The organism is Pelagibacterium flavum, assembly GCF_025854335.1.
In the GTDB taxonomy this organism is placed as follows: domain Bacteria; phylum Pseudomonadota; class Alphaproteobacteria; order Rhizobiales; family Devosiaceae; genus Pelagibacterium; species Pelagibacterium flavum.
Genome location: NZ_CP107716.1, coordinates 3,923,596 through 3,930,456 on the forward strand (window position 1 = coordinate 3,923,596; position 6,861 = coordinate 3,930,456).

The 6,861-nt window shown below is 61.6% G+C and carries 7 protein-coding genes; 2 read left to right on the forward strand and 5 right to left on the reverse strand.

The features are described from left to right. Positions 1-25: 25 nt before the first annotated feature. The 5 genes from dut to ubiE form a co-directional block, all read right to left on the reverse strand. The gene (dut, locus tag OF122_RS19620; protein ID WP_264225850.1) at positions 26-472 is read right to left on the reverse strand and encodes a dUTP diphosphatase; all 447 of its coding nucleotides are present in this window, start codon (positions 470-472) and stop codon (positions 26-28) included. Between the two features lie 3 nt (positions 473-475). Next, positions 476-1,069, reverse strand: coding sequence for a hypothetical protein (locus OF122_RS19625; protein ID WP_264225851.1), 594 nt, complete (start codon positions 1,067-1,069; stop codon positions 476-478). A gap of 172 nt (positions 1,070-1,241) precedes the next feature. Next, entirely contained in the window at positions 1,242-2,465 is a 1,224-nt protein-coding gene (coaBC, locus tag OF122_RS19630) for a bifunctional phosphopantothenoylcysteine decarboxylase/phosphopantothenate--cysteine ligase CoaBC (protein ID WP_264225852.1), read from the reverse strand. Then, positions 2,462-4,009, reverse strand: a complete 1,548-nt coding sequence (gene ubiB / locus OF122_RS19635) for a 2-polyprenylphenol 6-hydroxylase (RefSeq protein WP_264225853.1) — start codon at positions 4,007-4,009, stop codon at positions 2,462-2,464. The genes coaBC and ubiB overlap by 4 nt, the downstream gene beginning before the upstream one ends. Positions 4,010-4,011: 2 nt before the next feature. After that, positions 4,012-4,776 (reverse strand): bifunctional demethylmenaquinone methyltransferase/2-methoxy-6-polyprenyl-1,4-benzoquinol methylase UbiE, encoded by a 765-nt coding sequence (gene ubiE, locus OF122_RS19640; RefSeq protein WP_264225854.1) that lies wholly within the window; start codon positions 4,774-4,776, stop codon positions 4,012-4,014. 125 nt (positions 4,777-4,901) lie between these two features. Here ubiE and mutM point away from each other — a divergent pair, with 125 nt between their 5' ends. Both mutM and rpsT read left to right on the forward strand, forming a co-directional pair. Beyond that, on the forward strand, positions 4,902-5,765 hold the full coding sequence (mutM, locus tag OF122_RS19645) for a bifunctional DNA-formamidopyrimidine glycosylase/DNA-(apurinic or apyrimidinic site) lyase (RefSeq protein WP_264225855.1): 864 nt from the start codon (positions 4,902-4,904) through the stop codon (positions 5,763-5,765). Between the two features lie 135 nt (positions 5,766-5,900). Next, entirely contained in the window at positions 5,901-6,167 is a 267-nt protein-coding gene (rpsT, locus tag OF122_RS19650; protein ID WP_264225856.1) for a 30S ribosomal protein S20, read from the forward strand. The last annotated feature ends 694 nt before the right edge of the window (positions 6,168-6,861 follow it).

The window sequence follows — 6,861 nt, forward strand, 5'->3', positions numbered from 1 at the left end:
AGGACATGCTTTTTCTGGAAACGCTCTAGGTCCCCGTCGAGCCAAATCCACCAGTGCCACGTTCGGTCTCCTCGAGTTCGTCCACTTCCAAAAGCGCGATATCGGGCACGGCGGCAATCACCATCTGGGCGATCCTGTCGCCACGCCGTATATCGAACGGATCAGGGCCATGATTGACGAGGATGGCCTTGACCTCCCCGCGGTAATCGGCGTCGACCGTACCGGGCGCATTGAGCACGGTAACACCGAGCCGGGCGGCAAGACCAGAGCGCGGCCGGATCTGGGCCTCGTAACCGACCGGCAGGGCCAGCGCGAAACCGCAGGGCACCAGCGCAAAGGCGCCGGGGGCAATGACAAGGGTCTCGTCCTGGGCCACCGCGGCTGCAAGATCATAGCCCGATGCCGCCGTGCTCTGGCGCATGGGCAGGGGCAGGCCCCGCCCATGCTCAAGCCATTTGAACCTGACTGTCATGGCCTATTTCTGGACGACCGCGTAGATTTCCTCGGGCATATCGAGGGTCGCGGCGAACAGATCGACAAAGGGAATTTCATAGCTTGCCGACATGCCATCGGCCGAAATTTCCATGTTGGTGTCCACGATGGTGCCGCCGGCGACCGCAAGGGTGATGGCGTGGCCCTCAAACATCGAGCTGATCATCGCCTGCATCTGGGGGTCCTGTTCCTCGCCCATGCTTTCATCAAGCGAGGCGGCGAGATCGCCGGTGGGGAAGGTGACGCGCACCTGACCGCCGCCAATGGCTTCGATCACCGGGCCTTCTCCTTCTTCAGCATCGAACTCGAGCTCGTCAAAGGGACCCGATTCAACGACGATGCAATCGATCATGTCACCATTTTCGATCAGTTCGCCTTCGGCGCAGAATTCGTCGTCACCACCCTCGGCCTGGGCATTCATCATCTCGACCATGTCGGCGGCCATGGAGGTGACCATGGTGGCCTCGGCCTCGGTTTCGCTTTGCACGTCGACAGTCATCGAAACGTCCATGCATGCGGTAAGCAGCAGGGCCAGGCCGCTGGCGCCGGCCAGACGGGTCATCGTGGTCATGGTCATCGGGTATCCCTTCCTCAACAGTTTGGCGCACTGTGGTCGGAAACAAGCAGATTTTGCAAGACGCCAGAGCATTTCTGCGCTTCTTCGAATCGCAAAAATTCTCTTGCTCTTCGGTTTGTCGCGCTTCCGAACCGAATAAGTGGTGTCCATTTATTCTGGAAGCACTCCGGGCTCAGTTGCCGCCGGCAAAATGTTTCGCGATCCGGTCCGCAAGTTTCTCGGCCACGGCGGCTTTCGATTGCGGACCCCAATCATCGGTGCCGGTGCCATCGAGAAACAGAATGCGGGTGTCGGCGCCGCCGAAAACGCCGGTTCCCGGGCTTACATCATTGGCGAGAAGCCAATCGCAGCCCTTGCGCGCCAGTTTGTTTCGGGCGTGGGTTTCAAGGTTTCCCGTTTCGGCGGCAAAGCCAATGACCAGATTGGGGCGTTCGCCCGCAGGGAGGTGGGAGACCGAAGCGAGGATATCGGGGTTGGCGACAAAATCGAGTTCAGGCGCAGCACCCGACCCATCCTTTTTCAGCTTGGCGTCGGCGGGCTCGGCAACGCGCCAGTCGGCAACGGCTGCGGTAAAGATCGCCGCATCGGCGGGCAGCGCGGCGGTGACTGCCGCTTCCATTTCGACGGCGGTTTCAACCGGGATGATTTCGCAGCCTTTGGGCTTTGAATATTCGGCCGGGCCAGTGACGAATTTGACGATAGCACCCTGTGACGCGAGCGCTTCGGCAATGGCGGTGCCCTGGCGGCCCGAGGACGCGTTGGAGATGTAGCGCACCGGATCGATCGGCTCGCGGGTGGGCCCGGAGGTGACGATGACCGTCTTGCCCTCCAGAGGTCGCGGTCCGGGTCCATGGGAGAAGTGATCGGTGATGGCGGCGAGAATATCTTCGGGTTCGGCCATGCGGCCCGCGCCGAATTCGCCGCAGGCCATATCACCCTCTTCGGGGCCGACAAAGGCTATGCCATCGCGGCGCAGCGTTTCGATGTTGCGCCGGGTTGAGGGCGCTTCCCACATGCGCACATTCATGGCCGGAGCGGCGAGCACCGGAGTGATGGTGGCCAGAAGGCAGGTGGTGGCCAGATCGTCGGCCAGCCCGTTGGCCATGCGCGCCAGGATGTTGGCAGTAGCCGGCGCGACAACGACCAGATCGGCCGAGCGGGAAAGCTCTATATGGCCGATCTCGGCCTCGCGGGTCAGATCGAAAAGGTCGGACAGGGCCGGGCGGCCGCACAGCGTTGAAATGGTCAGGGGAGAAACAAACTGTTTTGCCCCTTGTGTCAAAATCACCTGCACCGTTCCGCCCGCTTTCTGGATCAGACGGATCAGCGTGATGGCCTTGTAGGCGGCTATGCCGCCCGAAATGATCAAGAGGATGTGCTTGCCGGCAACACTCACAGCGCGCCTCCCAGATGGGCGATCAGACTGATGATCGCCAGAACGATTGTTGCAAGGCTCCCCCATTTGAGGGTTTCGATCAACGGGTCCGTTTTGTCCTGACGCATCTGGTCGGCTTCGAGCCGGGTCAGAACGCGCTCGGCGCGGCGGCCCAGATCAGGGAGCCGCCTGGCCAGGTCGAGCGCCTCGTCGATGGCCTCTTTGGCGATTTCGAGCTTGCCCTGCGGCCCGACCGCGCGGCGCACCCATTCGCCAACCACCGGTTCGGCGGCGGTCCACATGTTGAATTGCGGATCGAGCAGGCGGGCGGTGCCTTCGGCCAGCACCATGTTTTTTTGCAGCAGAACCAGTTCGGGCCGGGCGGTCATGTCGAACAGCTCGGTCACCTCGATCAGCTGGGCCAGAACCCGCGCCATGGAAATCTCATCGGCGCCGCGCCCGACCAGCGGTTCGCCGATGGCCCGGATGGCCTGGGCGAAATCGTCGATGGTGTGGGTTTGCGGCACATAGCCGATATCGAGGTGCAGTTCGGCCACGCGGTAATAATCGCGGGTGATGAAGCCATAGAGGATTTCGGCAAGGAAGCGCTGCTCACGCTTGCCGATCCGACCCATGATGCCGAAATCGACGGCGACGATGCCGCCGGTTTTCGGGTCGGCAAACAGATTGCCCGGGTGCATGTCGGCGTGAAAAAATCCGTCGCGGATGGCCTGGCGCAAAAAGCTCTGGATCAGGCCCGCGGCAAGCTTTTTGCGGTCCATGCCCGCCGCTTCGATCTTTTCGACCTCGCGGATGGGGATGGCGTCGATCCAGCCGGTGGTGAGGACCGAGCGCCCGGTCTGTTCCCAGAATACATCGGGGACCCGAAAATCGCCGTCATCGCCCAGATTGTCGGCAAGCTCGGACATGGCGGCCGCTTCCATGCGCAGATCCATCTCGAGCATGGCCGAGCGAGCCAGCGCATCGACGACCTTCTTGCCATTGAAGCGCCGCGTGGCGGGCATGAACCGCTCGGCAACCCCGGCCAGGGCATAAAGCCCATCGAGATCGCGGGCAAAACGCTCGCGGATTTTGGGGCGCAGGAGCTTGACGGCGACGAAGCGCTCGCCCTGCGGCGTTTGGAGCCGGGCCTTGTGGACCTGGGCGATCGAGGCGGCGGCGAGGGGCGGGGAAATGTCCTTGAGCGCTGCGGCCTTTTCGCCCAGCGCTTCGGCGAGGAGGCCGGGGACGAGCTTTTCATCGAACGGGGGCAGCGCGTCCTGTAGAGCGGCGAGATCGGAAGCGATTTCAAACCCGACGATGTCGCGCCGGGTGGCGAGAACCTGGCCAAGCTTGACATAGACCGGGCCGAGCCGGGTCAGGGCGTTGGCCAGCCGCGTGACGCGACCGGTCTTGCGCACATCGCGCTTTTCGATCAGTCGGCCAATGCCGACCAGCAGCTTGGCGGACGGCGGAATGGGGTGGCCCTCGGCGAGCGAGAGCGCGCCCTCGCGGGCCAGAACAAAGCCGGCCCGTGCGAGCCTTAGATAGGTCCCAAGCCCCATGGTCAGAGTTTCCAGCCCCCGTGAAGAGCGGCGATATTGCCGGAAAGCGCGGTGTGGGTAACGCGCTTGAAGCCGGCGGTTTCGATCATGGTCGAGAATGTGGTCGGATCGGGGAAGTTGCGAATGGATTCAACGAGGTACTGATAGGGCTGGGCATCGCCGGTCACCATCTTGCCCATGGGCGGAATGAGGTGATCGGAAAAGAGATCGTAGATCTTGTCGAGTACCGGCACATCGACTTTGGAAAATTCGAGCACCAGAATGCGGCCGCCGCGTTTGAGAACCCTGTGCGCTTCGCTCAACGCCTTGTCGATGCGGGGTACGTTGCGGATGCCGAAGGCGATGGTGTAGGCATCGAAACTGTTGTTTTCAAACGGCAATTCTTCGGCATTGGCCTCAACGAAATCGACATTGGCCGGATAGCGCCAGGACTTGGCGCGTTCGGCGCCGACGGCGAGCATGTCGGCATTGATGTCGGAGACCGTGACCCTGGCATAACCATGGCTGGCATTGAGGATGCGCATGGCGACGTCGCCGGTGCCGCCGGCCATGTCGAGCACTCTGTAATCGCGCGACCCGGAGCGGGGCGGGGCGAGGCGGGCGACCATCAGGTCCTTCCAAACTCTATGGATTCCACCGCTCATCAGATCGTTCATCAGATCGTAGCGCGAGGCCACCTTATGGAAGACATCGTTGACCAGGCCCTGCTTTTCGCCCAGCGGGACGGTGCGCGTTCCGAAATGGGTGGTTTGAGCGTTGTCGGTCATCTCGCGCCTCTCTGCTTGGCTGACAGCCCGGTTATGGGCTTGGCCGATCGATAACGCAAGGTGTAGAGCTTTGGCGAAATCGTCGCAAACACTGGCGGCAAAATGTATGAACTTGAGTGAAATTCATGCCCGAATTGCCCGAAGTTGAAACCGTGCGGCGCGGACTGGCCCCCTTCATCGAGGGCGCGCGGATCGAGAGCGTCACGCTCAACCGTCCCGACCTGCGGTTTCCGTTTCCCGAGGGGTTCGTTTCCCGGCTCGAAGGACAGACGATCACCCATCTTGGGCGGCGGGCCAAATATCTGATCGCGACGCTCTCGGATGGCGGAGCGTGGCTCTCTCATCTGGGGATGACCGGGGCGTTTCTCGTCGCCGACCGGCCGCTCGACGAGGCGAGCCGTCTCAACAAGGGCGATGGCACCGGCAAGCATGTTCATGTGGTGGCGAGCCTCACCCATCCTTCGCGCGGGCGCGTTACTCTATCCTATAGCGATCCGCGCCGGTTCGGGTTCATGGACCTGTTTGCGCCCGGGGCGGCCAACCCGTTCACCGATTCTCTGGGTCCTGAACCCTTGGGGAACGATCTGAGCGCGCCCTATCTGGCGCAAAGGCTGAAAAACAAGAAGGGGCCGATCAAGACGGTGCTGCTCGACCAGCGGGTGATCGCCGGGCTGGGCAATATCTATGTGTGCGAGGCACTGTATCTGAGCGGAATCGATCCGCGACGGGCCGGCGGCACACTCAATGGCGGCGAGATCGAAAAGCTCGTGGCGGCAATCCGGCAGGTGCTGGCGGCGGCGATCGCGGCGGGGGGCTCGACGCTCAAGGATTTTGCAAAGGCGGACGGCCAACCGGGCTATTTCCAGCACTCCTTTGCGGTGTATGGCCATGAGGATGATCCCTGCCCGAGGCCGGGATGCGGCGGAACGACAGAAAGAATCGTTCAAGCGGGGCGCAGCACATTTTTTTGCCCGGCGTGCCAGCGCTAAAGCGTTTGACTCTCAAATCCCCGCTCTCTATAGAGCAGCCTTCGCTGGGCGCGCCGCAAGGGGCGCCCGTTCCGGTTGTGCTTGCCCCAGGGGTTCAAGCACGCAAGGCATATCCGCCACGAGGAATTTAAAAAAATGGCAAATACCACTTCGGCCAAGAAGGCCGCCCGCAAGATCGAAGCCCGGACCGCCAAGAACACGGCGCGCCGCAGCCGCGTTCGCACCTATCTGCGCAAGGTTGAAGAAGCGATTGCTTCGGGCGACCAGGCAGCTGCCGCAGCCGCGCTGCGCGCCGCCGAACCCGAACTGCAGCGCGCTGCCGGCAAGGGCGTGTTCCACAAGAACATGGCCGACCGCAAGGTTTCGCGCCTCGCCAAGCGCGTCAAGGCACTGGGCGCCTAAAGCCCTCCCAATACCTATCGACCCGATCGTGTTTCGGGTTTGAGAACAAGTTTCCAAGGCCCCCGGTTGGGGGCCTTTGTCTTTTTTGAAGGCGCGCCGATTTTGCGTGACATTTCCGACACGCCAGGGTCACAAACCTGCAATGTGACGGTCCTGGTGACCGGGGTCGGAAAAAATAATCCGATGAGACTCAAAACGGCCCCAACGGGAATCTGCAAGGAGTCCCATACCCTTAAAATTTGCGCGCCCGGCCCGCCCTTTGCGGCGAGCGACACGGGCAGCGAGTCAAGCGGATTTTTGGCCAAATCTGCGGTTGTGCGCAAAAATTTGACTGTCTAAAATGGGCTCGTTGGATCAGAAAGAGGCTGGCGAAAGACAAGTCTAGCGCCTCCTTCACACGGGTAAACCAAGGGGACAGCGATGAACGGTTCAGATCATTTTCGGCTTGTAGCGAGCCGTCATGGTGTAATGGCCGTGCATCCAAAGTTCCTGGTTCACTTCTAGACTGACAAAGACGGATTTCGTCTTTCCTTAGGCGCTGCTGCGCCGATTTCAATTTGTAGCGGTAGGGTACTGCGCAGGAAATGCTTGCGCGGGGGCGTAAATTTATTGTCTCGGTCAACGGGGCGAATTGGGGAAAACAGGGGTGCCGCCGGGGATGGGCGGGACGTCATAGCTATAAGAGGCAACAGCA